This is a genomic window from Isoptericola sp. NPDC057559 (assembly GCF_042801555.1).
GTDB lineage: Bacteria > Actinomycetota > Actinomycetes > Actinomycetales > Cellulomonadaceae > Isoptericola.
Genome location: NZ_JBHVFQ010000001.1, coordinates 125,730 through 149,913 on the forward strand (window position 1 = coordinate 125,730; position 24,184 = coordinate 149,913).

Consider the following 24,184-nt stretch of genomic DNA (forward strand, 5'->3'; position numbering starts at 1 on the left):
GGGCGCCTCCGTCGCGAGGTGGAAGTCTGGGCCCCATGACGACTCCCGGCTCGGACCGTTTCTGGATCTGCCGCACGTGCGCCGTCGAGCACGCCGACCGGCCCGACGTCTGCGCGATCTGCGCGGACGAGCGCCAGTGGGTGCCCGCGACCGGCCAGGCGTGGGCCACCCTCGAGGAGCTGGTGGCGGAGGGCTGCGCCGTCGAGGTGGCCGAGCTCGAGCCCGACCTCCTGGCCCTGCACACGACGCCCCACCTCGGCATCGGCCAGCAGGCCAAGGTGGTGCGCACGCCCGCCGGCGCGCTGCTGTGGGACCCGCTCGGCTTCGTCGACGACGCGGGGGTGGCCGCGGTGGTGGACGCCGCCGCCGGAGGGGACGTGGTGATCGCCGCCAGCCACCCGCACATGTACGGCGTCCAGGTGGAGTGGAGCCGGCGCCTCGCCGCGGCGACCGGGCGGCCCGTCCCCGTGCTGGTCAGCGAGGCGGACGCCGGCTGGGTGGCGCGGCCGGACGCCGTCGTCGAGACCTGGTCCGGCGAGCGCGAGGTGCTGCCCGGCGTGGTGCTGAGCCAGCCGGGCGGCCACTTCCCCGGCTCGGCGGTGGTGCACTGGGCCGGCGCGGACGGACGGGGCGTGCTGCTCTCGGGCGACACGATCTTCGCGAACCCCGACCGCGTCACGGTGAGCTTCATGCGCAGCTACCCCAACCGGATCCCGCTGTCGGGGGCGGTCGTGACGCGCGTCGCCGAGCACGTGGCGCGGCGCCCCTTCGACCGGCTCTACAACAACTTCGAGGGCGTGATCCCCGCGGACGCCCGTGCCGTCGTCCTCCGCTCGGCCGAGCGCCACGCGGCGTGGGTGCGCGGTGACTTCGACCACCTCACCTGATCCGCGTGCGGTCGCGCCGGCGTCCCCCGGCTAGGCTCCCGTGACCGTGGCAACCATCGTGACCGGGCGGCAGCGCGCCGCGGGCGTGGCGCTCGCGATCGTCGCGGGGTTCGCCGCCGCCCTGCAGAGCCGCGTCAACGGCACCCTCGCGGAGCGCACCGGGGACGCCTACGTCGTCGCCCTCCTGTCCTTCGGCTCGGGCCTCGTCGTGCTGCTGCTCGCGCTCGCGCTCTCCCGCCCGGGCCGCGCCGCCGTCGCGCGGCTCACGCACCGGCTGCGCGACGGCGGGCTGCGCTGGTGGGAGTGCCTCGGCGGCCTCGGCGGCGCGTTCTTCGTCTCGTCGCAGGGCCTCACCGTGGGGACGCTGGGCGTCGCCGTGTTCACCATCGCCCTGGTGGCCGGCCAGTCCATCAGCTCGCTCGTCATCGACCGGGCCGGCCTGGCCCCCGGCGGCGTACGGCTGATCACCGTGGGCCGGGCGCTGGGACCGGTGCTCACCGTGGTGGCCGTGGTGGTCGTCTCGGGGTCCGCGGCGTCGACGGCGGCGCTCGGGCTGGCGGTGCTCCCGCTGCTGGCGGGCGTGCTGCAGTCGTTCCAGCAGGCCCTCAACGGGCGGGTCCGCGCGGCCGTCCGGCCCACGACGGCCGCCGAGCGCGACGGCGGCGTCATGGCCGCGACCCTCGGGAGCTTCGTCGTGGGGACGGCGGCGCTGCTGGTCGTCTACGCCGTCTCGCGGGCCGCCGTCGGGCACCCGGACGGCGCCTGGCCCACCGACCTGCCCCTCGACCTGCTGCTGTACTCCGGCGGCCTGCTGGGCATCGTCTTCATCGCGCTGCAGGCCGCGGTGGTGCAGCGCATCGGCGTGCTGCTGCTGGGGCTCGGCATGATCGCCGGCCAGGTGGTGGGCGCCCTCGTCCTCGACGCCGTGTCGCCGGGCGCGACGCCGCCCGGGACCGCGACGTACGTGGGCGCCGCCCTCACCCTCGTCGCCGTCGCCGTGCCGCTCGTCGAGGGCGCGCTGCGCCGCCACCGCTGACGCCGCGGGCACGACGGCGGCCGGCCCACCCGAGGTGGACCGGCCGCCGTCGTCGTCCCCGGCCGCTGGTGCCGGCCGGCGCAGGACCGTGCTCAGGAGGTCAGAACTTCTCCTGCATCTGCGGGTTGAGGGACTTGAGGTGGGTCTTGGCCTTCCCGTCGATCGAGTCGTCGATCTTGAAGGTGTCGAACCCGATCCCCAGGTCGTTCGAGTAGGCGTAGCCGTTGTACCAGTAGGTGGACCAGGTGCCACCGCTGGAGACGCCCGCGCCGCGGTCGAACCAGGCGACCTCGGTCGGGTTCGACGAGTCGGTGAAGTCCATCACCGAGACGCCGCCCTGGTACCAGGACTGGACCATGAGGTCCTTGCCCTTGACGGGGATGAGGGAGCCGTTGTGCGCCACGCAGTTCTCGCTGGCGTCGTTGATGCGCGGGATCTTGTAGTAGCTCTTGAGCACGAGCTCCGTGCCCTTCTTCCCGCCCTTCTTCTTCACCTTCTCGATGTCGTAGATGCCGTTGGCACCCAGCTCCGGCGCGTACTCGCCGGTGCAGGTCGCGAGGCCGCCGCCGCCGAGCTCGTCGGTGAAGACCACCTTGGTCGCGTCGTTGTTGAAGGTGGCCGAGTGCCAGAACGCGAAGTTCTCGGTGTCGCGGACCGTGCTGATCACCTTCGGGTGCGCGCGGTCCTTGATGTCCATGAGGATCCCGTCGCCCATGCACGCACCGGCGGCGAGGTCGTACTTCACGTAGGTCGTGATGTCGTGGCAGCCGGAGGTCGCCGAGGCCCGGCGCGACGGGTCACCCTCGTAGCCGCCCTCGGGGAAGAGGTTCGGCGTCCCGACGAGCTTCGCCGCGGCCGGGTTCTTCACCGGGATCTTCACGACCGAGATGATGTCGTGCGGCGGCTGGCAGTCGGGGTAGGACGAGCTCGGGCTGTACGACGAGACGTAGACGAACAGGTCCTTGCCGTTCTTGGTCGGCGCCAGCGAGTGGGTGTGGGAGCCGCACGCCGTCTCGACCGACTGCACGTACTCGGGTGCCAGCGGGTCGGAGATGTCCCAGACCTTGATGCCCTCCCAGGCGTCCTTCTCCGTCGCGGGGCGGGTCGTCGAGGCGCACGAGTCGTCGCTGCGCGACGAGTCGGTGGAGAGCACCAGGATGTCGCCGTAGACGGAGACGTCGTTCTGCGAGCCGGGGCAGTACACCTGGAGCGCCTGGACCGGCTCCTCGGGGTCGGACAGGTCGTAGACGGTGAAGCCGTCGTAGTTGCCCGCGAAGGCGTACTTGCCCTGGAACGCGATGTCCGAGCCGGTGCCCTGCAGGGCGCCGTTCTTCGGGCTGTTGCTCAGGTGCGTGATCTTCGACGACGCCACCTCGCCCGGGGGGACGTCGGGCTCGAGGGCGTCGGACGCGGAGGCCGGGGCCACGAGCCCCAGCGCACCGGCCGTCAGTGCCAGCGAGAGGGCGACGCCGGCGGCGCCCCTCGCCCGTGAACTTCTCATCCGTGATCTCAGGTTTGGACGACGCACAGGCGCCACACCTCCTTGGTAGGTCACACTGAGTGTTGCCTGGAAGCATGCTCCCAACCAGGTGGGCGGGCATCTTTTTACGCGAAGGCAACAATCCCCAGGAGAGGATCGTCAGGTGACCACAGGCCCCCTGCCCCACCGCCCCCGCTGCCGCCGCGCCGTCCTGACCGGCGCGGTCGCGCTCGCCGTCGGGCTCGCCGTCGCCGGGTGCACCGCCGACGAGCCCGAGGCGACTTCGACGCCGTCGTCGGCCGTGCTCGCGCCCGGGAAGCCCGGCGAGCCCGCCCGGACGATCGCGCCCGAGGAGTACGAGGGCATGGGCGACGCGGACGTGGTCACCGACGCCGACGTCGACTTCATGACCCGGATGATCGACCACCACGCCCAGGCCGTGGAGATGTCGCGGCTGGTCCCCGAACGGTCGACGTCGGGGCAGGTCGCGAGGCTCGCCGAGCGCGTCCGGCTGTCGCAGGAGGGCGAGATCCGGTACATGGGCCGCTGGCTCGAGGACCACGACCTCCCGGTGCCCGCGGTCGCCTCGCCGTCGTCGACGGCGGACGGGAGCGGGCCGCGCGCCCCGCAGACCCACGACCACGGCTCCATGCCCGGCATGCTCACCGACGCCGAGATGGCGGCCCTGGCGGCGGCCGACGGCGCCGCGTTCGACCGCCTGTTCCTCGAGGGCATGATCAAGCACCACGCCGGCGCGCTGACGATGGTCGAGGAGCTCAGCTCCGCCGGGCGCGACGAGACGGTCCAGGAGTTCTCCTCCAACGTCGCGGCGGACCAGATCGCGGAGATCGACCGGATGTCCCGGCTGCTCGACGAGCTGTAGCCCCGCCCCGCCGGCCGTGCCGCGTCACGGCGCGGTGACGAAGACGTCGAACAGCTCGGGGTGGTGCCCGTGCACCAGGACGGCGAAGACGACGGCGTCGAACAGCAGGTGCACGGCCACCACGTAGGTGAGGCTCTTGTACCGGCTGAAGATCCAGCCCTGCACGAGGGCGAACGGCACGGTGAGCAGCGGGCCCCACTCGCGGTAGCCCAGCTCCCAGAGGAACGACACGAAGATCGCCGCCTGCAGCACGTTCGACGTCCACAGGCCGAAGTGGCGGCGCAGCAGGGCGAACACGGTGCACACGAAGAACAGCTCGTCCCAGATGCCCACCGCGTTGACGCCGACGAACAGCCGCGCCACGTCCTGCCCGCCCTCCAGCGGCGGCCAGTTGAGGTAGGCGCCGGAGCCGAGGAAGTACCAGGGCAGCACGAGGTAGCCGACGAGCACCACCACGGCCAGGTACGCGTACTGCCCCCGCGACCAGCGTCGCCCGGTCGCGACGGGGAAGCGCACCGCGCCCGCGCCGTCGTCGTCGCGGAACCAGAACCTCGACGCCGCCCAGGGCACCAGCACGGCCAGGGAGAGCACGACGGCGAAGCGCGCCATCCCGGCGTCGGACAGGTCCGCCTCGAGGGGGATCGTGGAGATGATGCCGAGCGCGACGGCGATGAGCGCGAGGTCGCGGCCGAGCCGCCGGTCGACGACCAGCCCCAGCGCGACGCCGGCCACGAGCGGGAGATAGGCCAGCGGGCGCACGTGCACCGCGAACAGCAGCACCGCCGATGCCGAGACGAGGCCCGCGGCGACGAACCGCCAGGGCGCGGCGCGGGCACGGCGGGCGACGTTCATCGTTCGCGAGGATATCCGGGAGACCGCGTGGAAGAATCCGGGACATGGTCGCGGGTCCCGGTGCGCACAACCGAGACGGGGGCGCGCACCGGTGACCCACGGACCCGCGATCGAGGCCCTCGTGGCCGCCGGCCTCGCCCGCCCCGTCGCGGACGAGTCGTTCGACCGCTTCGCGCGCCTCGTGCAGCGCCAGCTCGGCGTCCCCACCGCCCTCGTGACGCTCGTGCTGCCGGACGCCCAGGTCTATCCCGGCGCCCTCGGCCTGCCCGACCCGTACCAGGTCACCCGGCGCACCACCCTCACCCAGCCCCTGTGCGGCGAGACCGTCCGCGACGGGCTCCCCCTGGTGGTCGAGGACCTGCGCGCCGACCCGCGCTTCGCGAGCCGGGAGACCGTGACCGAGCTCGGCATGGGCTCGTACGCCGGCTTCCCCATCTTCGACCGGCACGGCGCGGCCGTCGGGACGGTGTGCGCGCTGGACGTCGAGCCGCACGCGTGGAGCGACACCGACCTCGCGACCCTGGCCGACCTGGCCGCCGCCTGCACCGCCGAGCTGCGGCTACGGCTGGAGCGGCAGCGGGCCCACCGCATCCAGCAGGTCGCGGTGCACGCCACGCGCCGCACCCGCATGCTGCTGGACCTCACCGACCGGTTCGCCTCGGCGACGACCCTCGACGAGATCGTGGACGCCCTGCGCGCGTCGGGGCCGGGGCTGGGCACCACCTGGGCGGCGCTCACCGTCGCCGACGGCAACGACACCGGGCTCACCCTCATCGAGCGCGAGGGCATGTACCCGTACCTGCCACGGCTGTGGAAGTACTCCGACCCGGGGGTCGCGGCCGTCGCCCGGGCCCGCCGGCCGGCGTTCTACCGCGACGGCTCGTCCGCGCTGCGCGACCTGCCGACCTTCGCGCCCTGGATCGACCCGTCGCTGGGCGGGCTGGCGCTGCTGCCGATGGTGGTGGACGACCGGCTGCTGGGCGTCGTCGTGCTCGAGTGGCGCGGCCCCCACGACCACGACGACGAGAGCCGCCGCACGGCCGCCACCCTCGCGTCGTGCGTGGCGCAGGCGCTGGTGCGGATCCGCGTGCTCGAGGACCGGCACCGCGTGGCCACGACCCTGCAGGCGGCGATGCTCACCGACCTGCCCCACGTGCCGTACCTCGAGCTCTCCTCCACGTACGCGTCGGCGACCCGCACCGACAAGGTGGGCGGGGACTGGTACGACGCCGTCGAGCTCGACCCGCGCTCCGCGGTGCTGATGATCGGCGACGTGACCGGCCACGACATGCAGGCCGCCGCCCGAATGGGCCAGCTGCGCGGCATGCTGCGCACCCTGGCGTGGTGCCAGGACGCGCCGCCGGCGCGGCTGCTGCGCGAGCTCGACCGCGCCAACCGCGGCCTCGGCCTCACGGCGACGGGCACGGCGACGGTGGCCCGCCTCGACCGCACGGGCCCCGGGGAGCCCGGCACCGGCGACGACGCCTGCCGCCTGTGGTGGTCCAGCGCCGGGCACCCGCGGCCGGTCGTCGTCCGCGCCGACGGGCACGTGGAGGAGCTGGCCGGCCGGCCCGACCTCATGCTCGGCGTCGATCCCTCCGCGTCGCGCCGCGACCACGCGGCCGAGCTGCGCCCCGGCGACACGCTGCTCCTGTACACCGATGGGCTCGTCGAGTCGCGCACCGTCAGCTACGCGGCCCGCGTGCAGCGCCTGGTCGGCGTGCTGGAGGAGCTGCACCACCGCCCGACGACCGAGCTGCCGCAGGCCGTCGTCGACCGGATGGTGCACGGCACCCAGCGCGACGACGTCGCCGTGCTCGCCGCCCGCGTCCGCTGAACCGCCCGGCCGCTCGCCGAGCGCCCCCCAGGGGGCGAGGGCCCGGGCTACGTTGCGGGGTCCAGGACTCCCTCGGCGAACCTCGGACGACCCCGGCGGGAGCGCCGGAGCGGCCAGGCGACGGCGGCGGCCGCGACCAGGACGACGACGGCGAGCAGGGACCACGGCACGGCCCAGGCGGTCGCGTCGGCGGTCGCGGTGGTCGCTCCCCCGCCGCCGACGCCGACGACGAGGCCGTCCGCGCGGACGTCGGCGGCGACGCGGAACGTCGGGCGCACGCCCCCGACCTCGACGGTGCGCCGCACGACCGCGCCGGGCAGCAGCTCCTCCTGGGGCAGGCCGCCGGCGCGCGCGCTCGCGCCGGGCCCGGTGAGCCGCACGGTCTCCGTGGGCACCACGCGCGCGTTGCCGGTGTTGGTGAGGGTGTACGTGACGGTCGCGCTCGTCGCGCCCACGGGGTTGAGGGCGGGGTGCACGACGACGGCGACGTCCGAGACGGCGAGGCCTGGGGCGAGGGCGCCGTCCACGCGGGCGTGCACGCGCAGCGCGAGGCGCCGGTCGACGCTCAGCGCGCCGTCGCCCACCCGCTGCCGCAGCGACGTGACGACGCCGCCGGCGTGGTCGCCGGGGGTCGCGTCGTCAGGCACGCGCAGCGTGAACGGCACCTCGACCGACGCCCCGGGGTCGATCGCGACGGTGCCGTCGTCGGAGCCCGCGTCGAGGGTGAGCCACGCGCCGAGGTCGGCCGGCTCCTGGCCGGCGGGCAGCAGGTCGAGGTGGCCGCTCGCGGTGGTCAGCGCGTCGGTCCCGTAGACGGCCAGCTCGAGCGGCGCGGCCGAGCGGTTGGTGACGACGAGGACGTCGCGCACCCGCTGCCCGGGCTCGACGGCGTAGGCGAAGTTCGCGCGCCCGTCGCCGTGCTTCCCGTCCTTCGGGGCGAGGGACCAGGTGAGGTCGTCGGACGCGGCGGCGTGCGCCGTCGTGGCGGCGGGCAGGACGAGGGCGAGGGCGGCGAGGACGGCCGCCGCCGCGGCGCGCAGGTGGGGTGCGCGCCGCGACGACGGACGGTGGTGCGTGCTCACGGGAGGGTCAGCCCACCGCGGTGAGGGTCAGCACGCCGGTGTAGTCGCCCGCGGGCGTCGACAGCGGGATGGCCAGGTCGAGCCCGGCGTCCACGGAGACCGACCCGGCGGCGTGGCCCTCGGGCGCGGAGACGAGCGTCGCGCCGCCCTTGAGGCCCGAGCCGGAGCCCGGGGCGACCGCGGCGCCGGCCACGGCCCCGCCGGTGTTCGTGCCGACAGCCGGGGTCCAGCCCAGCGCGGAGCCGCTGAACGACCGGCTGCCCGCGAAGAAGTCCGTCACCGTGCCGGTGAGGCTCCACGCCGGGCTGCCGGTCCGGGTGTCGGTGACGGTGACCTGGCGCAGGTCGCCGGACGCGGTGAACGCGGCGTCGCCCTGGGTCGCGGTGCCGAGGCTGATCGCGCCGCCGGACGCGATGGTCCAGGTGAGCTCGCCCGGCTCGCCCGGGCCGCCGGGCTCGCCGCCGTCGTCGCCCTCGGGCACGGTGACCTCGACGTCCACGTCCCCTCCGCCGCCGCCGGCCGGGGTGAAGGCCACGGGCACGGCCAGCTCCTGCGCCGCGTTGGCGGCCGCGCCGCCCGCTGCGTAGGTGTACACGCCGTAGACGCCGTCGGCGTCGTCGGTCTTCACCTGGAGGTCGGCCGTGAACGTGCCGTCGTCCTTCAGCAGCACGAGCTGGTCGGCCACGCCCGGGTTGGACGCCTTGAGCTGCGAGTACGACGGCTCCGGCAGCGCCCACCTCTGGCTGACGACCGTGCGGGCGGTCGACGCGGCGCCGTCCGACGGACGCCAGTCCTGCCCGAACTTGCCGAAGACCACGTAGACGCCGGTGGGCTGGCCCGTGGTGATCGGCGGTCGGGTGGCCGTGTTGGCGGCCGGGTCGAAGCCCGAGCCCTCGACCGTGAGCGTGCTCGTGGTCGCGGGGTCGAAGCCGGAGCTCTTCGAGAGCGTCACGGCCGGGTTCCAGGCCTGGGCCGGGGCCTCGAGGTCGGCGGTGACGGTGAGGTCGTCGAGCTCGGCCCCCTCCTGCAGGAAGTCCTGCACGGCGGACGCGCCGGCCTGGGTGAGGGTGACGCCGTCGGCGGTCACGGACACCTGGCCGCCCGAGACGTCGACCGTGGTGGTCGCGACGTCGCCCAGCACGACGTTGTCGCCGCCGTAGGTGCCGGCCTCGTACCCGAGGTCGTTCTCGGGGATCACGACGGACAGGTCGCCCACGACCTTCCCGACGCCGCCCGACACCTCGATCCCGACGTTCTCGACCGTCACGGTGAACGCGTGCGACGGGAAGTGGAAGACGGCGCCGCCGGACGACGTGACGCTGAGGGCGTCGGCGTCCGTGACGCTGCCGCCGGAGACGGGCAGCAGGTAGGGCAGGGTCTCGTTCGGCGGCGTCGTGTCGACGGTCGCGGCGGGGGTGCCGTCGGTGTCGAACTCGGCGGGGGCGACGAGGGTGATGCGCTCGCCTACGGGCACCGCGCCGACGGGCGGCAGCGCCGCCGTCTGGAGCCCGACGTAGCGGCGGAAGCTCTCGCGGAAGCCCCACGAGACGCTGCCGCTGTCCGCGACGACGTCGCGGGGGTCGGCGGCGTGCGCGGACGGCGCGGCGACGAGCGCCGCCCCGAGGCCGAGTGCGAGCGCCCCGGCTCCCGAGACCAGCCGGCCGTACCGGGCCGGGCTGTGGGTGATCGACATGTCAGTGGTCCGTTCAGTGTCGGAGGGATGACGAGGGGTGGGGGTCTGTGGGGGCGCGGCTACGGCCGGAAGGGCAGCACGAGCCAGCGCCGGCGGAAGCCGACGACGGCTCCCGAGGCGGTGAGGAGCAGGCCCGTCGTCGCGAGGGCCAGCCGGTCGGTGCCGGGGCCGTCGCCGGCCGCGAGGCCGGGCACCAGCGGGGCACCGCCACCACCGAGGGTGGCGGCCTGGACCGCCGGGAACGCGGTGGCCGCGAGCGGCGTCGCGGGCGGCGTGCCGCCCGCACCGGCCGGGCCGCCGAGCGCGCCGCCGGGGAAGGCACCGGCCGGTCCGCCGGTCCCGCCCGTCGCCCCGGCGCCCGCGCCGACCGTCCCGTCGCCGGTGCCCGACGGGGTCCCGGCCCCGGCGCCGCCCGTGCCACCGGGGTCGACGGGTCCGCCGCCGGAACCGACGCCCTGGGTGGGCGGCGTGCTGCCGATGCTCTGCGCGGCGTCGAAGCTCACGCCGACGACGGCGGGCGGCTTCGCCGCGTCGCGGTGCCCGGAGGAGTACCAGTACGAGGCCTGCCCGGTGCGCTGCTGGAAGTCGACGAGGCTCTGCGGGAACGCACCCCAGCACGAGCCCGCCGGGTCCTGCCGCACCTGCGCGGCGCTGTCGCCCGCGTCGACCCGCACCCCGCAGTAGCCGGGCTGCAGGAAGCCGCCCTTGCCGGCGAGGCGCTCCCCCGCGAACGTCGCGAGGGTGACCTTCGTCGCGGGCAGGCGCCGCCACCTCGTGACGTCGTCGCGGTCGGCCGCGTAGCCGCCGGCGGTCGCCGTGAGGGTGCCGTCGCCGTCGGCGTCGAGCGTGAGCACGGGGTCGCTGGCCCACCAGTACGTCATGCCGCCGTAGAAGACGACGCTGAACGAGCCGGTCCAGCGGATCGCGACGGAGCCGTCCGCCTTCCGCGTGCCGCGCCCGCCCGTGACGACCACCTCGGCGCCCGTGGTGGTGGACAGCGCCGCCTTCTCGCCCGTCGGAGTGGTGCACCGCGTCGCGAACGTGGACTGCTGCTGCCGTGCCTCCGCGCCGGTGCCGACCGTGCGCAGCACCCGGACCGCGCCGGCCCGGCCGTGGTAGAGCGCGGCGTCGGCGTCGCCCCAGATGCGGCTGCCGCCCGTGTCCCCGTCGGTGCCCGGGGTGCCGGCCATGAGGAAGTTGCAGCCCACGTAGTTGCCGGAGCCCGCCTCCGTGTTCACCGCCCAGCGCAGCTCGGCGTCCGTGAGGGTGGCGGCCCCGCCGCCGTCGCCGTCCCCGGTGCGGCCGGGCACCGTGACGGTCAGCGGGACGACGTCGTCCGGGTCGTCCGCGGCGGCGGCCGGGCCCGCGAGGGCCGCGGCCGCCAGCAGCGCCGCGGCCGCCGCGGCCGCGGCGACGAGGACGCCCGCCCGCACGCGCCGCGCCCTCACGCGCCCTCCCCCGCGGTCGCGGCGGTGGGGCTCGTCTCGGCACCCTCGACGCTCTCGGCCGGGGCCGCGCCGGCCTCCGCCCGCGCGGCCCGGCGGCGACGCGCGCCGGTGACGGCGGACGCCGCCACGAGCGCCACCAGCAGCAGGAACGCCACGCCCACGGCGAGCTCCGCGGGGCTGTAGGCGAGCCCGCCGGGTCCGGCGGGGCCCGCGCCGCCGGCGGCGCCGGCAGCCGCGACCAGGGCGTCCGAGGCCTCGGCCTCGGCGGGGTCGCGCAGCACGGTCACCTCGACCTCCGGCGTGCGCCCGGACGACGCGCCCGTCAGCTTGAGCACGTGGGTGCCGAGCCGCAGGTCCGACGGCAGCTCGAGCAGGCCCGCGACCTCGCCGTGGTTGCCCGCACCGAGGGGCCCGACGGCGAGCACGCCGCCGTCGAGCGTCGCGACCACCTGCTCCCCGGGCTCGAACCCCTGGCCCGCGAAGCTCAGCACCCGGCCGGCGACGGCGGTCGCCTTGTCGACACCCACGGTGGCCTTGCCCGGGAGCTCGGCCCTGCCCCCGCCGGCCGTGTCCTGCGCCGCGCCGTCGGTGCCGCGCTCCGCCCCGCCGGCCGGCGTGCCGGACCCGGATCCTGACCCGGATGCCGAGCCGGAGCCGGACCCGCCGGAGGAGCCGTCCCCGTCCTCGTCCGCCGCCGTGCCCGCCGCCGAGCCCGCCGTCGCGCCCGACGCCTGCCCCGAGGCCGCGGCACCCGCGCCGTCGAAGGTCACGGGCGTGAACGACTCGTTGGCGGCGTTGGCGACGCCGTGCGCGCCGATGGTGATGACGCCGCAGCGCACCTGCGTGCAGTCCACCTCCACGGCCTTGCCGGAGCGGTCGACGGTCCGGAAGCGCGCCCCGGGCACGACGAGCTTCGCCGACCACGAGCCGTCGGCCGTGATCGTGCCGCCGTTCGCCTCGGCGGCGGTGCTCGACCCGGGGAACGCCACGAACCGCTGGTAGCCCGCGTTGTCGGCGGCCTCCGAGTCGGGCACGTAGCGCAGCGTCTCGCCGGTGGCCCCGCCGGCGCTGGGCCGCCACGACCCGCCGGACGGGTCGGACACCCAGCCGAACAGCACGTAGACGCCGCCGAACGCGTTCTTCACCGACTGGAACCCGCTGCCGCGCAGGGTCAGCGTGGTCGGCTGGTCGGCGGCGGCGCGCGCGGCGCCCCCGAGGCCCGAGACGGCCACGCGCGCCGCGGCCTGCGCGGCCGGGGCCGTCGCGACGAGCGCGCCCCCGGCGAGCGCCACGGCCAGCAGCAGCACGAGCAGCGTGGCGAGCGGGCCCCCGGTCGGGCGGGCGGCGGGACGGGTCGGGTTCATGCGGGGTCCTCGGCGAGCGACGGGATTCGGGCGGTCGGGTCCTGCGCGGGCGGCTCCTGCGCGGGCGGGGCCCCGGCGCCGTGCCGGGGCAGCACCAGCAGCGCGCCGGTGACGGGGTGGGGCAGCACGTCCACGGGATGGTCGTAGACGTCGGTGAGCAGGGCGGCGGTGAGCACGTCGGCCGGGGCACCGAGCGCGGCGACGCGGCCGCCCGCGAGCACGAGGACGCGGTCGGCCCAGGCCGCGGCCAGCGCCAGGTCGTGCAGGACGACCACGACGGCGCCGCCGCCGCGGGCGTGCTCCCGGGCGCGGGCGAGCACCCGCTCCTGGTGCCGCACGTCGAGGGCGGCGGTGGGCTCGTCGAGCAGCAGCAGGCGCGGCTCCTGCGCCAGCACCCGGGCGTACGACGCGCGGGACTTCTCCCCGCCGGACAGCGTGGGGTAGCGGCGGGCGGCCAGGTGGGCGACGTCGGCCTCCTCCAGCACCGCGGCCACGACCTCCTCGTCGCGGTCCTCCGCGGCGGTGCCGCGCCAGGGCGCGCGCCCCATCCGCACGACGTCGACGACGCGGAACGGGAAGCTGACCAGGTTCTCCTGCAGCAGCACGCCGCGGTGCCGCGCGAGCTCGGCGGGCCGGACGGCGGCCACGGGCGCGCCGTCGAGCGTCACGCCGCCCTCGTCGGGCCGCCGGTCGCCGGCGAGCACCGCCAGCAGCGTGGACTTGCCGGCCCCGTTCGGCCCGACGACGACGAGCACCTCGCCCGCCCGGACGTCGAGGTCGACCCCGTCGAGCAGGACGGCGCCGTCGGCGCGGCCGTCGACGCGCACGGTGGCGGCGCGGACCTCGAGCAGCGGGCCGCTCATGCCCAGCCCCCCGCCTGCCGGCGGGTGCGCCGCACGAGCCAGAGGAAGAACGGCCCGCCGACCAGCGCGGTGAGCATGCCGATCGGGAGGTCCGCGTAGGGCACGGCGGTGCGCGCCACGAGGTCGGCGGCCAGGAGCAGGACGGCGCCGCCGAGGGCGCTGGCGGGCACCAGGACGCGGTGCCCGGGCCCGACGGCCATGCGCACCAGGTGCGGCACCACGAGCCCGACGAACGCGATGACCCCGCAGAACGCCACGGCGGCGGCGGTGAGCAGCGCGACCACGACGATCGCCACGACACGCAGCCGCTCGACGTCCACGCCGAGGTGCCGGGCGGAGCGCTCGCCGAGGGCGAGCAGGTCGAGCCGGCGCGCCATCGCGCACGCGGCGACGAGCCCGACCAGCACCAGCGGCGCGACGATCGCGACGTAGACCCACCGGGTGCCGTTGAGCGACCCGAGCTGCCAGAACACGATCTGCTCGCGCTCCTGGGTGTCGCCGAGGAAGGTGAGCAGCGCCAGCGCCGCGCCGCACACGGCGTTGATCGCGACGCCCGTGAGGACGAGGGTCACCACCTCCGTCCGCCCGCCGGAGCGCGCGAGGGCGTAGACCGCGAACGTGGCGACGAGCCCCCCGAGGAACGCGGCGCCGGCGGTGGTCCACGGCCCCGCGACGGTGGCGCCGAGCACGATGGTCGCCGACGCGGCCACGGCCGCCCCGGAGGAGACGCCCACGACGCCGGGCTCGGCGAGCGGGTTGCCGAACACGCCCTGCATGAGGGCGCCGGCCGCGGCGAGCGCGGCGCCCACGAGGACGGCCATGACCACGCGCGGGAACCGGATGGTCCACAGGGCGGCGTACCCGTTCGGGTGCGTCGGCTCGGGCCCGAGGTCGAGGCCCAGGCCGCGCGCGAGACCACCGAGCACCTCGGCGGGCGGGATGTGCAGGTGCCCGGAGCCCGCGGCGACGACGGCGAGGACCAGGAGCGCCACGGTGAGGCCGCCGAACAGCACGGCCGCGCGGGCCGGGACTGACGGGGGCAGCGGCCGAGGGCCGGGAGCGGGCTCCGTGGGGCGCGCGACGGCGGGGGCCGTCACCCGACGCTCCCGGGCGCGTAGAGCGCGCGGGCGAGCGCGTCGAGCACGGCGGCGGTGTCCGGGCCGAAGGCGAGGACCTGCGAGTCGTCCATCGCGACGACGCGGCGGTGCTCGCCGGCGGGCGTCTGCGCGAGGGCCGGCAGCCGCTCCAGCAGGCCGTCGACGCCGCCGGCGGACTCGAGCCCCTTCGACATCATGAGCAGCACGTCGGGCTGCGCGGCGACGATGCCCTCGTCGTTCACGGGCCGCATGCCCTGCCACCCGATCTCGGTGGCGACGTCGACCGCCCCGAGCGACTCCACGAGCGAGTCGGCGCCCGACCCCTCGCCGAACAGGTAGTAGACGCCCGCCTGCCCGCGCACGTAGAGGAAGGCGACGCGCAGCCGGTCGCCGTCCTCCGCGGGCGCCAGGCGCGCGATCTGCGCGGTGACGTCGTCGATGGCGGCCTGGGTGCGGTCGGCGAGCGCGTCGCCCTGCGCGGGGACGCCCAGCGCGTCGGCCACGGACCGGACGAGGTCGCCCGAGGTCTCCACGCTGCGGTGCGGGTCGAGCACGACGACGGGGATGCCGGCGTCGCGCATCTGCATGAGCACGTCCCACGGCCCCAAGGTGGTGTCCGTGAGGATCACGGTGGGCGCGAGCTCGAGGACCGCCTCGCCCGTGAGCTCGTGGCCGTTCGCCGTGACGAGCGGCAGGTCGGCGATCTCGGGGAAGGTCGACGAGGTGTCGCGCCCCACGACGCGGTCGCCCAGGCCGAGCTCGAAGACGGTGCGCGAGAGCGAGCCGTAGAGGTCGAGGGCGAGGATCCGGCTCGTGTCGGTGACGGTCACCTCGGTGCCCTGCGCGTCGGTGACGGTGACGGGCAGCTGCGGCTGCGGGTCCTCCGCGACGGGGTCGACCGGCGTCGCCGCGGCGCGCGCGGTGGTCTCGCCGGTCCAGGCCCTCGGGTCGTCCAGCACGTCGAGCTCGCCCAGCGGGGTCGTGTCGACGGCGGCGGCGCCCGGCGCCGCGGCTCCCCCGTGCGCGACGGCGGTGCACCCGGCCAGCGCGAGGGCGACCAGCAGGGCGAGCGGGGCGACGACGGCGCGGCGGGCGGCGCGGGCCGGCGGGCTCGAGGGCATCGGGCGTCCTCTTCCTGGGGAGTGTCCGGCGGTCGCCGGTCGGGGTGCGGCCGCGCCGCACCGGGGTCGTGCGTCGGGCGTCAGGGCCGTCCAGCAGTAAGGCTAGGCGGGCCTAACTTAGGCCAGCCTCGCCTTATTTGTCATCCTCCGCGCAGAGGTCGGCCCGGGTGATCCGCGTCACCCGGGCCAGGGGCCGCGCCGACGACGGGCCAGGTCAGCGGCGGGCGGCGCCCAGCTCGACGAACACGGCGCGGTTGAGACGGAAGGCTTCCTGCGCCTCCGACACGGCGAGGTCCACCTCGGTGTCGTCGAGCCGGAGTCCGTCGAGGCGCTCCCGGTACAGGTCCTTGAACGGCTTCGCCTTGGGGATCTCGGGGAAGTCGTAGAACTCGAGCCCCGCCGCGGTCATGCCGTAGTGCCGCTGCATCATCCGCTGGATGACCTGGCCGCCGGAGAGGTCGCCGAGGTAGCGCGTGTAGGCGTGCGCGGCGTAGCAGGCGACGTCGCCGCCGACGGCGTCGAGGCGCGCCGCGTACCGGAGCGTCGCGGGCAGGACGCGGACGGCGTCGCGCCAGCCGGGGCCGTACAGGTGCTCGAGGTCGCGCTCGATGGCGGGCACGCGGGTGAGCTCGTCGAAGACGAGCTCCCGGCCCCGCGCGTCGGCCCGCATCCGCTCGCTCGCGCGCTCCAGCGCCGTGTAGACCGCGTGCTGCTGCGCGGCGAGGTCGGCGTAGGCGGCGACGTCGAGGCGGCCCGCGAGGAGGAGCTCGACGAAGCCCTCCGACTCCGCCGCCGTGTGCTCGGCGCGCGTGCCCTCGCGCAGCCGGGTCGAGAGCGGGGCAACCTCCGCGAGCACGGTCATGGACGGACCTCCGGTCCTTCTGGCCGGGCATCCGGCAGCGTCGTCGTGACGGGTTGTCACGACCTGGCGTCACCATAACAGCATAGGTAAGGCTTGCCTACCCTCGTCCGCGGACGGGCCCCCCGCGCGCGATGTCGGAGCCCGTGGGCAGGCTGGGCCCATGACGACGACGCCCCCGGCCGATGCCAAGTCCGTGCTGCACCGCTATCTCCGCTCCACCCGGGAGGCCCTGGTCTGGAAGGTCGAGGGCCTGACCGAGCGCGAGGCGCGGCTGCCGCGCACGCCCACCGGCACCAACCTGCTCGGCCTGGTCAAGCACGCGGCGAGCGTCGAGCTCGGCTACTTCGGCGAGACGTTCGGGCGCTCCTGGCCCACGCCGCAGGAGGTGCCGTGGATGGCGCCGTGGACCGACGACTCGCTGCCCGACGACCCGCAGGCCGACTTCTACGCCACGGCCGACGAGAGCCTGGAGCAGGTGGTGGACCTCTACCGGCGGGTGTGGGCGTTCGCCGACGAGACCATCGAGAGCCTGCCGCTCGACGCGCCCGGCAGGGTGGCCTGGTGGGGCGACCGCGGCGCCACCGACCTCCGCACGATCCTGCTGCACGTCACCGTCGACCTCGCCCGGCACGCCGGCCACGCCGACATCCTGCGCGAGGGGATCGACGGGGCGGTCGGCATGCGCGGCGGCAACACCAACATCCCCGACGAGGTCGACTACCCCACCTACACGGCGATGCTGCAGGGCATCGCCGAGCAGTTCCCCGAGGAGGACCGATGACCGGCACCACCGAAGACCACGCCGTCCCCACGATCAGCCAGGTGGTGCTCGACGCCACCGACGCGCGCGGGCTGGCGGAGTTCTACCGGGCGCTGTTCGGGCTCGGCTACCGGCCTGGCGACGAACCGCCGGCGCCAGGCGAGCCGGACCCGCAGGGCGGGGACTGGCTGGTGCTGCGCAACCCGGGCGGCGTGCAGCTCGCCTTCCAGCCGGTGCCCGTGCTGCCGCCCGCCACGTGGCCGGAGGGCTCCGTGCCGCAGCAGCTGCACCTCGACGCGACCGTGCCCGACGTCGCCGCGCTGGACCGCCAGCACGCGCGCGCCCTCGAGCTCGGGGCGCGGCTGCTGAGGGACCGGTCCGACGACCCGGAGGAGCCGCTGCGGGTGTACGCCGACCCGGCGGGCCACCCGTTCTGCCTGTTCGTCGGCTGACGTCGGCGGCTCTCGGCGGCTCTCGGCGGCTCTCGGCGGCCGGCGGCGCGGTGGGGGGACAATGGTCCCGTGCAGTGCCCCCACTTCGACGCCGGCCGCTGCCACTCGTGCACCCTCCTCGCGACGCCGTACCCCACGCAGGTCGCGGAGAAGGAGGCCCACGTGCGGGCCCTGCTCGCCGACGACGGCGTGGAGTGGCTGCCCGCCGTGACCGGCCCCGAGTCCGGGTTCCGCAACAAGGCCAAGATGGTGGTCAGCGGCACGGTGGAGGAGCCGGTGCTCGGCATCCTCGGCTCTGCTGCCGGGCCGTTCGCCGGGCAGGGCGTCGACCTCACGGACTGCGGGCTGTACCCGCCGGCGCTGCAGGCCGCGTTCCCCGCGCTCGCCGGGCTGGTCACGCGGGCGCGGCTGCAGCCCTACGACGCGACGTCGCCCTCCCGCGGCGCCCGCCGCCGCGAGAGCCCGCGCGAGTCGGCGTGGCGCGGCGAGCTCAAGCACGTGCTCGTCACGCTGTCCGCCGACGGCGAGCTCATGGTGCGGTTCGTGCTGCGCAGCCAGGAGCCGGTGGCGCGCCTGCGCAAGCACCTGCCGTGGCTGCTCGCCGAGCTGCCCCAGGTCGCCGTGGTGAGCGTCAACGTGCAGCCGGCGCACGCGGCCGTCCTCGAGGGCGAGCAGGAGATCGTGCTCACCGAGCGGCAGGCGCTGCCGATGCGGCTCGACGGGATCACGCTGCACCTGCGCCCGCAGAGCTTCTTCCAGACCAACACCGCCGTCGCCACCGCGCTCTACGCGCAGGCCCGCGCCTGGGTCGACGAGGTCGCGCCCGCCTCGCTCTGGGACCTGTACTGCGGCGTCGGCGGGTTCGCGCTGCACTGCGCGGCGCCCGGCCGGGCCGTCACCGGCATCGAGATCTCCGCGGAGGCGATCGCCAGCGCCGCCACCACGCGCGACGAGCTCGCCCACCTGCCCGCGGACGCCGTCGTCGGAGCCCGGGACGCCGCGTGGTGGGCCGACGCCGTCCGCGACGTGTCGTTCGCCGCCGGGGACGCCACCGCGTTCGCCCGCGACGGCGGGGCGCCCGCCCCCGAGCTGGTCGTGGTCAACCCGCCGCGGCGCGGCATCGGCGCCGACCTGTCGCGATGGCTGGAGGAGTCCGCCGCCACGCACGTGCTCTACTCCAGCTGCAACGCCGTGACCCTCGCCGAGGACCTGGCCCGCATGCCGTCCCTGCGACCGCGGCGCGCGCGGCTGCTCGACATGTTCCCGCAGACCGGGCACTACGAGGTGCTCGTCCTGCTCGAGCGGGCGGCCACGCCCGCCTGACCCCGCCGGGCGGGGTCAGCAGGTCTGCAGCCAGCCCGGCCAGATTCCGGTGCGCACCAGGGAGACCGAGGGCGCGACGTCGGCCGGGGCGTCCACCGTCACGTCCACCGTGGCGGCCTTGTAGTGCCGCGACGAGACGTACCAGCTGCCGTCGCGGCACTCGCGCGCCCGGAGCCAGCCCTTCGACGTGGAGACGGAGACGACGTCCACGTCGTCCTGGCCCGGCGTCACCCGGAAGACGCCTCGCAGCCCCGGCAGGTCCGCCGCGACGGTGGACCGCACCGGGTCCGGGTCGGGCGTCGGGGTGGGCTTCGGCGTGGGGGTGGGGGTCGGCTTCGGCGTGGGGGTCGGCGTCGGCTTCGCCGTCGGCCTCGGCGTGGGCGACGGCGACGGGCGCGGCGGCGACGGGTCGGCCGTCGGCGTGGAGGTGGGCGGCACCGTCGGCGAGGTGGTCGACGGCGCGGTGGGCGTCGTCGTGCTGGGCGTCGTCGGCGTCGATGTGGTCGGGGTGGTCGGGGTGGTCGGGGTGCTCGGCGCGGTCGGCGTCGCCGGGGCCGGGCCGGTGGGCGTCCCGGTCGGTCCGGCGCCTCCCGGGTGCGCGGTCCCGTCGGCCGGCGGCGGGTCCTCCGGCACGGTCGTGGCGTCGGGCCCTGGCTCGGCCGGGGCCGCGGGCGACGTCGCCGCGTCGGGCGCGGGCGCCGCGACGGACGCGGTGGGAGCCGGCGCGACCGGACCCGCCGCGGGGCCGCCGCCGCCGCCGCCGCCCAGCGCCACGGCGACGACGGTCGCCACGACCACCCCCGCGACGGTGCCGGCGGCGATCAGGCCGCCCTTGCCGAGGTGCGCGAGGTCGAGGACGAGCGCCCGGGCCCACCCGGCCGTCGCGGCGAGGGCCGCACCCACGGGGCCGGACCACGCGAGCACCCCGGCGCCCGTCGTGCCGGCGCCGAGCGCGCCCACGACCACCGGCGCCGCACCGCCCGCGGCCACGCTCGCGGCCGTGCCCGCCAGGAGCAGCGGGCCCGCGTCGCGCACGGCCCAGCCGGCCTCGCGGACGTCGATGAAGGCCCGCATGCAGCCCTGGCAGCCGAACAGGTGCGCCTCCAGCACGGTGCGCCGCACCGGCGAGAGGCGGTGGCGCACGTAGGAGTGCAGCGACTGGCGCGTGTCGAGGCAGCCGGGCGGGCAGGCGCGGGCGTGCGCGGCCGCGAACGCCGCGGCCAGCCGTTCCTCCGCCCGGCGCAGCCGGTGCAGCACCGCACGGGCGTGCATGCCCAGCTCGGCGGCGATCGCGGCGGCCTCGTGCCCCAGCACGTGCCGGTCCCACAGCAGCCGCTGGTCGTCGACGGGCAGGGTGGCGAGCACGGTGCGCAGCACGGACGGGTCGACGCTCCCGGCCGCACCCGGCCCGTCGGCGCGGCCGGCGGCCGCCGCGGCGTCGCGCATCCGCAGGATGACGTCCTCGACGGCGCCCTGGCGCGCGGGCGCGTCGCCGTCGTGCGTCGTGGTCACGCGACGCCCCCGTCCCTGCCGTTCCGTGTGCGTTCCCGGCGCGGTCCGAGCCCGTCGCCGGGGGACATGATCGCAGCGTCGTGCGGGGCGATGGCAAATCCCCTGGCCGGTGGCGGTGCCCGGCGGCGGCCTACGCCGGCGGGTCGGTGGTGGACGTCGGGTCGTCGGTGGGCGTCGGCTCGGGCGTCGTGGGCTCCGTCGTCGGCTCCGTGGTCGGCGCGGTCGCGGTCGGGTCGGGCGACGGCTCCGTGGTCGGCTCCGTGGTGCGGTCCGGCGTCGGCGTGGCCGTGCTCGGGGTCGTGCGCGTGGGCCGCGGCGTGGACGCCGGCGACGTGGGCGTGGACGTCGTCGGCTCCGGCGCCTTCGTCGTGGCGTCGTCGGTCGGGTCGGCGGACGTCTCCGCGGGGTCGGGCTCGGCGGCGTCGTCCGTCGGGGTCGGCAGGGCCGAGGGGTCGTCGGTCGAGACCTCCTGGGTCGCGCCGGACGACGGCCCCGGCTCCGTCGCCCCGGGCCCGGGGGTCGCTCCGGGGGACGTCGGGAGCTCCGTCCTGGCCACGCCGGTCGTCGCGGGCGGGACGGGGGCCGGCCCCGGCTCGTCGCCCCCGCCGAGGGCGACCGCGACGGCCGCGACGGTGCCTGCGGCCAGCGTGCCGGCGGCGATGAGCCAGGCCCGGCGGCCGTGCGCCGACCGCGCACCCGCCCGCTGCACCCCGGGCCCTGCCGGCTCGGCCGGCACGGCCGGGGCGACCGGGCCCCAGCCGCTCGCGACCAGCACCGGCCCGGCGTCCCGCAGCGCCCAGGCGGGGTCGCGCACGTCCACGACGGCGCGCAGGCAGCCGGTGCACCCGACGAGGTGGTCCTCCAGGGCCGTCGCGCGGGCCGGGGCGAGCCGGCGGTGCGCGTAGTCCTCGAGGGCGAGCCGGGTGTCGCGGCAGCCCGGCGGGCACCCGTCGGCGTGGGCGGCGGCGAGCGCCGTGCCCAGGCGCTCCTCGGCCTGCGCGAGGCGGCGGGGCACGGCCCGCTGCGGGATCCCGTGCGCTCCGGCGAGGACGGCGGCCGCGTGGCGACGCAGGTACCGGTCGCGCAGCAGGCGCAGGTCGTCGGGCGCCAGGGTCGTCAGGGCCTCGCGCAGCACGTCCGGGTCCGCGGACCCCGCGGCGCCGGGCCCGCCCCCACGGCCGGACGCCGCGTCGACGAGACGGATCCGGCGGATCGCGTCGTCGGCGACCCCGTGGTGCACGGGCGCGTCGTCACCGTGGCTCGCGCTCACGAGGCGCCCCCGTCCTTGGTGTCTGAGCTGCCGGCACGCCCCGGAGGACGCGCTCGCGGGTCATGATGGCAGCGAACCGCAGGCGGAAGGCAAATCCGTCCGTGACGGACGCACGGGGCCGCCCCCGGAGGGACGGGGGCGGCCCCGTGCGTGGTCGGGGACGTGCTGGGTGCGGGCGGGTCAGCCGTGGGCGTGCGCGAGCGCCTCCACGTGGCCGCGGCCGGCCAGCCCCATGAGGCGGTCCAGCGCGTGCAGCTCGTCGGCGCGGTCGTCCTCCTGCGCCGCGAGGACCAGGGAGTACAGGTCCTTCGGGTCCTCGGGCTCGGCCACCAGGTCCAGGTGCTGCAGCAGGCCGGCGGGGACGTCGTCGCGCACGAACCGCAGGGCGGCCCAGTCCTCGACGGCGAAGCCGACCGAGTCGAAGACGGTGACGGTCCGGTCGTCGGGGGCGCTGCGGTCGCCCGCGTGCCGGGTGAACGCACCGCCGGGCCCCGCCGTGGCGGGGGCGCCCCGGCGGCCGTCCCGGCGGCCGGCCACGACCTCCCACAGCTCCGTGACGGCGAGGTCCGGCGTCTGCTGGATCTCGCCCTCGACCCGCGTCTGCGGCTCGTACTCGACGTACACGTCGGCGTGCCGCAGGATCGCGGGGTCCAGCTCCGTCTTGCCGGGGCAGTCGCCGCCGATCGCGTTGACGTGCACGCCGGGCCGCGCGAGGCCGACCATCTCCTGCGTCAGCACGGTCGCGTTCGTCTTGTCCGCGGTGCAGGTGGTGATCACGTCGGCGCCGGTCACGGCGTCGGACCCGTCGGACGCCTCGTGCACGACGAAGCCCAGGGCGCGCGCGTGCCGGGCGAGCTTGGCCTGCGCGCCCGGGTCGGTGTCCCAGACGCGCAGGTGCGTGACGCCGAGCGCGGCCCGCATGCCCAGCGCCTGGAACTCCGACTGCGAGCCGGCGCCGATCAGGGCGAGGGTCCGCGAGCCGGCACGGGCCAGGTAGCGCGCCGCGAGCGCCGACGTCGCCGCCGTCCGCAGGGCCGTCAGCAGCGTCATCTCGGCGAGGAAGGTGGGGTAGCCGTTGTGCACGTCGGCGAGGACGCCGAACGCGGTGACGGTCTGGAAGCCGCGGGCCGGGTTGCGGGGGTGGCCGTTGACGAACTTGAAGCCGTAGGTGTCGTCGTCGGCGGCCGGCATCAGCTCGATGACGCCGTCGCGCGAGTGGGACGCGACGCGGGGGCGCTTGTCGAGCTCGGGCCAGCGGGCGAAGTCGACGGCGAGCGCGTCGACGAGGCGCCCGATGACGGCCTCGGGGCCGCGGTGGGCCACCCAGCGCGCCGTGGACGCGACGTCGAGGAACGGGACGGTGGTCATGCGCGGGCCTCCTGGTTCGTCGTGGTGGTCGGGGCGGGGGTGGCCGGCGCGGGCCGGAGCTCGAGCGTGCAGCACTTCACGGAGCCGCCGCCCTTGAGCAGCTCGGACAGGTCGACGCCCACGGGCTCGAAGCCGCGCTCGCGCAGCCGGGCGTGCATCCCGGTGGCGCGGTCGGTGAGGAACACGTGGCGGCCGTCGGACACGGCGTTGAGGCCGAGCACCGCGGCGTCCTCGGGCGTCGCGAGGATCGCGTCCGGGTAGCGCTCCGCGAGCACCGCCCGCGACGCGGGGGTGAACGCCTCCGGGAGGTAGGCGATCGTGGCGGGGGCGGCGCCGGCGTCGAGCACGGCCAGCGCGGTGTCGAGGTGGTAGTAGCGGGGGTCGACGAGCTCCAGGGTCACGACCTCGACGCCGAGCAGCGCGGCCACCTCGGCGTGCGCCGTCCGGGAGGTGCGGAAGCCGGTGCCGGCCAGCATGACGTCGCCGGCGAGCAGGAGGTCGCCCTCGCCCTCGTTCTGCTCGGCCGCCTGCCCGAGGCTGGTGACGCCGTCGCCCGCGCCCGCGAACCACTTCTCGTACGCCACGCCCTCGGGCCGCCGCTCCGGGTAGGTGAACCGCGCCGCCAGCGCGCGGCCGCCCACCATGACGCCACCGTTGGCGGCGTACACCATGTCGGGGAGGCCGGGCACGGCCTCGATCACGTCCACCCGGTGCCCGTAGGCCTCGTAGGTGGCCCGCAGGTGCTCCCACTGGGCGAGGGCGCGGCCGGTGTCGACGGGCACGCTGAGGTCCATCCAGGGGTTGATCTCGTAGACCACGTCGAAGTAGGTGGGCGGGCACATGAGGAACTGGCGCGGCGTGGCCGTGCGCTCCGGGGTCCGCGCAGTCTGGGGCGCCGACGTCGTCGTCGGTGTGAGGGCCGTCATAGCCGGGACGCTAGGGCCGCGGACGTTGCGCCAGGCGGGCGATCCGTTGCGCGTCCCGGGCCCCGACC

General features: G+C 76.4%; 21 protein-coding genes. 7 read left to right on the forward strand and 14 right to left on the reverse strand.

Annotated features, from left to right (window positions below):
• The first annotated feature begins 35 nt into the window (after positions 1 to 35).
• Entirely contained in the window at positions 36 to 887 is an 852-nt protein-coding gene (locus ACFU5J_RS00520; RefSeq protein ID WP_430577445.1) for a hydrolase, read from the forward strand.
• A gap of 46 nt (positions 888 to 933) precedes the next feature.
• Positions 934 to 1,923, forward strand: coding sequence for a DMT family transporter (locus tag ACFU5J_RS00525; RefSeq protein WP_430573351.1), 990 nt, complete (start codon positions 934 to 936; stop codon positions 1,921 to 1,923).
• A gap of 100 nt (positions 1,924 to 2,023) precedes the next feature.
• On the opposite strand, the gene ACFU5J_RS00530 is transcribed toward ACFU5J_RS00525, so the two are convergent.
• Positions 2,024 to 3,424 (reverse strand): LVIVD repeat-containing protein, encoded by a 1,401-nt coding sequence (locus ACFU5J_RS00530; RefSeq protein WP_430577446.1) that lies wholly within the window; start codon positions 3,422 to 3,424, stop codon positions 2,024 to 2,026.
• Between the two features lie 142 nt (positions 3,425 to 3,566).
• Between ACFU5J_RS00530 and ACFU5J_RS00535 the strand changes: the two genes are divergently transcribed.
• Entirely contained in the window at positions 3,567 to 4,286 is a 720-nt protein-coding gene (locus ACFU5J_RS00535) for a DUF305 domain-containing protein (RefSeq protein WP_430577447.1), read from the forward strand.
• A gap of 24 nt (positions 4,287 to 4,310) precedes the next feature.
• On the opposite strand, the gene ACFU5J_RS00540 is transcribed toward ACFU5J_RS00535, so the two are convergent.
• Positions 4,311 to 5,138 (reverse strand): type II CAAX prenyl endopeptidase Rce1 family protein, encoded by an 828-nt coding sequence (locus ACFU5J_RS00540; protein WP_430577448.1) that lies wholly within the window; start codon positions 5,136 to 5,138, stop codon positions 4,311 to 4,313.
• A gap of 91 nt (positions 5,139 to 5,229) precedes the next feature.
• Between ACFU5J_RS00540 and ACFU5J_RS00545 the strand changes: the two genes are divergently transcribed.
• Positions 5,230 to 6,975: a SpoIIE family protein phosphatase gene (locus ACFU5J_RS00545; protein WP_430577449.1), complete on the forward strand. Its 1,746-nt coding sequence runs from the start codon at positions 5,230 to 5,232 to the stop codon at positions 6,973 to 6,975.
• A 47-nt stretch (positions 6,976 to 7,022) separates the two neighbouring features.
• Here the strand turns inward: ACFU5J_RS00545 and ACFU5J_RS00550 are convergent, their stop codons facing one another.
• From ACFU5J_RS00550 to ACFU5J_RS00585, 8 genes are all read right to left on the reverse strand, one after another.
• Positions 7,023 to 8,057, reverse strand: a complete 1,035-nt coding sequence (locus ACFU5J_RS00550; RefSeq protein WP_430577450.1) for a WxL protein peptidoglycan domain-containing protein — start codon at positions 8,055 to 8,057, stop codon at positions 7,023 to 7,025.
• A gap of 7 nt (positions 8,058 to 8,064) precedes the next feature.
• The gene (locus tag ACFU5J_RS00555) at positions 8,065 to 9,750 is read right to left on the reverse strand and encodes an HtaA domain-containing protein (protein WP_430577451.1); all 1,686 of its coding nucleotides are present in this window, start codon (positions 9,748 to 9,750) and stop codon (positions 8,065 to 8,067) included.
• Between the two features lie 59 nt (positions 9,751 to 9,809).
• Complete coding sequence (locus tag ACFU5J_RS00560; protein WP_430577452.1) at positions 9,810 to 11,198, reverse strand: hypothetical protein; 1,389 nt, start codon at positions 11,196 to 11,198, stop codon at positions 9,810 to 9,812.
• Positions 11,195 to 12,562, reverse strand: coding sequence for a hypothetical protein (locus tag ACFU5J_RS00565; protein WP_430577453.1), 1,368 nt, complete (start codon positions 12,560 to 12,562; stop codon positions 11,195 to 11,197). The genes ACFU5J_RS00560 and ACFU5J_RS00565 overlap by 4 nt, the downstream gene beginning before the upstream one ends.
• Complete coding sequence (locus tag ACFU5J_RS00570) at positions 12,559 to 13,425, reverse strand: heme ABC transporter ATP-binding protein (protein WP_430573360.1); 867 nt, start codon at positions 13,423 to 13,425, stop codon at positions 12,559 to 12,561. The genes ACFU5J_RS00565 and ACFU5J_RS00570 overlap by 4 nt, the downstream gene beginning before the upstream one ends.
• Positions 13,422 to 14,468, reverse strand: a complete 1,047-nt coding sequence (locus ACFU5J_RS00575) for a FecCD family ABC transporter permease (RefSeq protein ID WP_430577754.1) — start codon at positions 14,466 to 14,468, stop codon at positions 13,422 to 13,424. The genes ACFU5J_RS00570 and ACFU5J_RS00575 overlap by 4 nt, the downstream gene beginning before the upstream one ends.
• A gap of 50 nt (positions 14,469 to 14,518) precedes the next feature.
• Positions 14,519 to 15,643, reverse strand: a complete 1,125-nt coding sequence (locus tag ACFU5J_RS00580; protein ID WP_430577454.1) for a hemin ABC transporter substrate-binding protein — start codon at positions 15,641 to 15,643, stop codon at positions 14,519 to 14,521.
• Positions 15,644 to 15,857: 214 nt separating this feature from the next.
• Positions 15,858 to 16,505: a heme oxygenase (biliverdin-producing) gene (locus ACFU5J_RS00585; protein ID WP_430573362.1), complete on the reverse strand. Its 648-nt coding sequence runs from the start codon at positions 16,503 to 16,505 to the stop codon at positions 15,858 to 15,860.
• Between the two features lie 160 nt (positions 16,506 to 16,665).
• Between ACFU5J_RS00585 and ACFU5J_RS00590 the strand changes: the two genes are divergently transcribed.
• From ACFU5J_RS00590 to rlmC, 3 genes are all read left to right on the forward strand, one after another.
• Positions 16,666 to 17,286 (forward strand): DinB family protein, encoded by a 621-nt coding sequence (locus tag ACFU5J_RS00590; RefSeq protein WP_430573363.1) that lies wholly within the window; start codon positions 16,666 to 16,668, stop codon positions 17,284 to 17,286.
• Positions 17,283 to 17,717, forward strand: a complete 435-nt coding sequence (locus ACFU5J_RS00595) for a VOC family protein (protein ID WP_430577455.1) — start codon at positions 17,283 to 17,285, stop codon at positions 17,715 to 17,717. The genes ACFU5J_RS00590 and ACFU5J_RS00595 overlap by 4 nt, the downstream gene beginning before the upstream one ends.
• Before the next feature lie 69 nt (positions 17,718 to 17,786).
• Positions 17,787 to 19,040: a 23S rRNA (uracil(747)-C(5))-methyltransferase RlmC gene (rlmC, locus tag ACFU5J_RS00600; RefSeq protein WP_430577456.1), complete on the forward strand. Its 1,254-nt coding sequence runs from the start codon at positions 17,787 to 17,789 to the stop codon at positions 19,038 to 19,040.
• 15 nt (positions 19,041 to 19,055) lie between these two features.
• Here the strand turns inward: rlmC and ACFU5J_RS00605 are convergent, their stop codons facing one another.
• The 4 genes from ACFU5J_RS00605 to ddaH all read right to left on the reverse strand — a co-directional run bounded on the left by ACFU5J_RS00605 (position 19,056) and on the right by ddaH (position 24,116).
• On the reverse strand, positions 19,056 to 20,552 hold the full coding sequence (locus ACFU5J_RS00605; RefSeq protein ID WP_430577457.1) for a zf-HC2 domain-containing protein: 1,497 nt from the start codon (positions 20,550 to 20,552) through the stop codon (positions 19,056 to 19,058).
• Between the two features lie 130 nt (positions 20,553 to 20,682).
• Entirely contained in the window at positions 20,683 to 21,822 is a 1,140-nt protein-coding gene (locus tag ACFU5J_RS00610) for a hypothetical protein (protein ID WP_430577458.1), read from the reverse strand.
• 180 nt (positions 21,823 to 22,002) lie between these two features.
• Entirely contained in the window at positions 22,003 to 23,190 is a 1,188-nt protein-coding gene (locus ACFU5J_RS00615) for an ornithine cyclodeaminase (RefSeq protein ID WP_430573368.1), read from the reverse strand.
• A complete protein-coding gene (gene ddaH / locus ACFU5J_RS00620) occupies positions 23,187 to 24,116 on the reverse strand; it encodes a dimethylargininase (protein ID WP_430573369.1) in 930 nt (309 codons plus the stop codon). Before ddaH ends, ACFU5J_RS00615 begins: the two co-directional genes overlap by 4 nt.
• Positions 24,117 to 24,184 lie beyond the last annotated feature (68 nt).

Bases quoted from the DNA above. Each gene is read 5' to 3' on its own strand.
- ACFU5J_RS00520 (WP_430577445.1), top strand. From the start codon at position 36: ATGACGACTCCCGGCTCGGACCGTTTCTGGATCTGCCGCACGTGCGCC.
- ACFU5J_RS00595 (WP_430577455.1), top strand. From the start codon at position 17,283: ATGACCGGCACCACCGAAGACCACGCCGTCCCCACGATCAGCCAGGTG.
- ACFU5J_RS00580 (WP_430577454.1), bottom strand. From the start codon at position 15,643: ATGCCCTCGAGCCCGCCGGCCCGCGCCGCCCGCCGCGCCGTCGTCGCC.
- ACFU5J_RS00530 (WP_430577446.1), bottom strand. From the start codon at position 3,424: ATGAGAAGTTCACGGGCGAGGGGCGCCGCCGGCGTCGCCCTCTCGCTG.
- ddaH (WP_430573369.1), bottom strand. From the start codon at position 24,116: ATGACGGCCCTCACACCGACGACGACGTCGGCGCCCCAGACTGCGCGG.
- ACFU5J_RS00590 (WP_430573363.1), top strand. From the start codon at position 16,666: ATGACGACGACGCCCCCGGCCGATGCCAAGTCCGTGCTGCACCGCTAT.
- ACFU5J_RS00555 (WP_430577451.1), bottom strand. From the start codon at position 9,750: ATGTCGATCACCCACAGCCCGGCCCGGTACGGCCGGCTGGTCTCGGGA.
- ACFU5J_RS00615 (WP_430573368.1), bottom strand. From the start codon at position 23,190: ATGACCACCGTCCCGTTCCTCGACGTCGCGTCCACGGCGCGCTGGGTG.
- ACFU5J_RS00565 (WP_430577453.1), bottom strand. From the start codon at position 12,562: ATGAACCCGACCCGTCCCGCCGCCCGCCCGACCGGGGGCCCGCTCGCC.
- ACFU5J_RS00570 (WP_430573360.1), bottom strand. From the start codon at position 13,425: ATGAGCGGCCCGCTGCTCGAGGTCCGCGCCGCCACCGTGCGCGTCGAC.
- ACFU5J_RS00585 (WP_430573362.1), bottom strand. From the start codon at position 16,505: ATGACCGTGCTCGCGGAGGTTGCCCCGCTCTCGACCCGGCTGCGCGAG.
- ACFU5J_RS00540 (WP_430577448.1), bottom strand. From the start codon at position 5,138: ATGAACGTCGCCCGCCGTGCCCGCGCCGCGCCCTGGCGGTTCGTCGCC.